1 protein-coding gene is annotated in these 210 nt (G+C 65.7%); it reads left to right on the top strand.

The features are described 5' to 3' along the window. Positions 1-210 (top strand): VCBS domain-containing protein (locus tag EN818_RS32450; protein ID WP_135906421.1); only part of this gene is annotated, 210 nt, incomplete at both ends.

Raw genomic sequence — 210 nt, 5'->3', positions numbered from 1 at the left:
CCACCTACACCGACACCTTCAATGTGGTCAGCGCCGACGGCACCCCGACCACGGTGACGATCAACATCCTCGGCACCAACGACGCCGCGGTGCTGTCGTCCGACGTGAAGAACCTGACCGAGACCAACGCGGCCGCCGACATCTCGACCTCGGGCACGCTGACCATCTCGGACGTCGACAGTGATCCGCACTTCGTCGCCCAGGCCGGCA

Origin of the sequence: Mesorhizobium sp. M3A.F.Ca.ET.175.01.1.1 (genome assembly GCF_004791945.1) — a bacterium.
In the GTDB taxonomy this organism is placed as follows: Bacteria; Pseudomonadota; Alphaproteobacteria; order Rhizobiales; family Rhizobiaceae; genus Mesorhizobium.
Note: the sequence above shows the minus strand (reverse complement) of the source record. Positions and strands in the feature narration are given on the sequence as shown.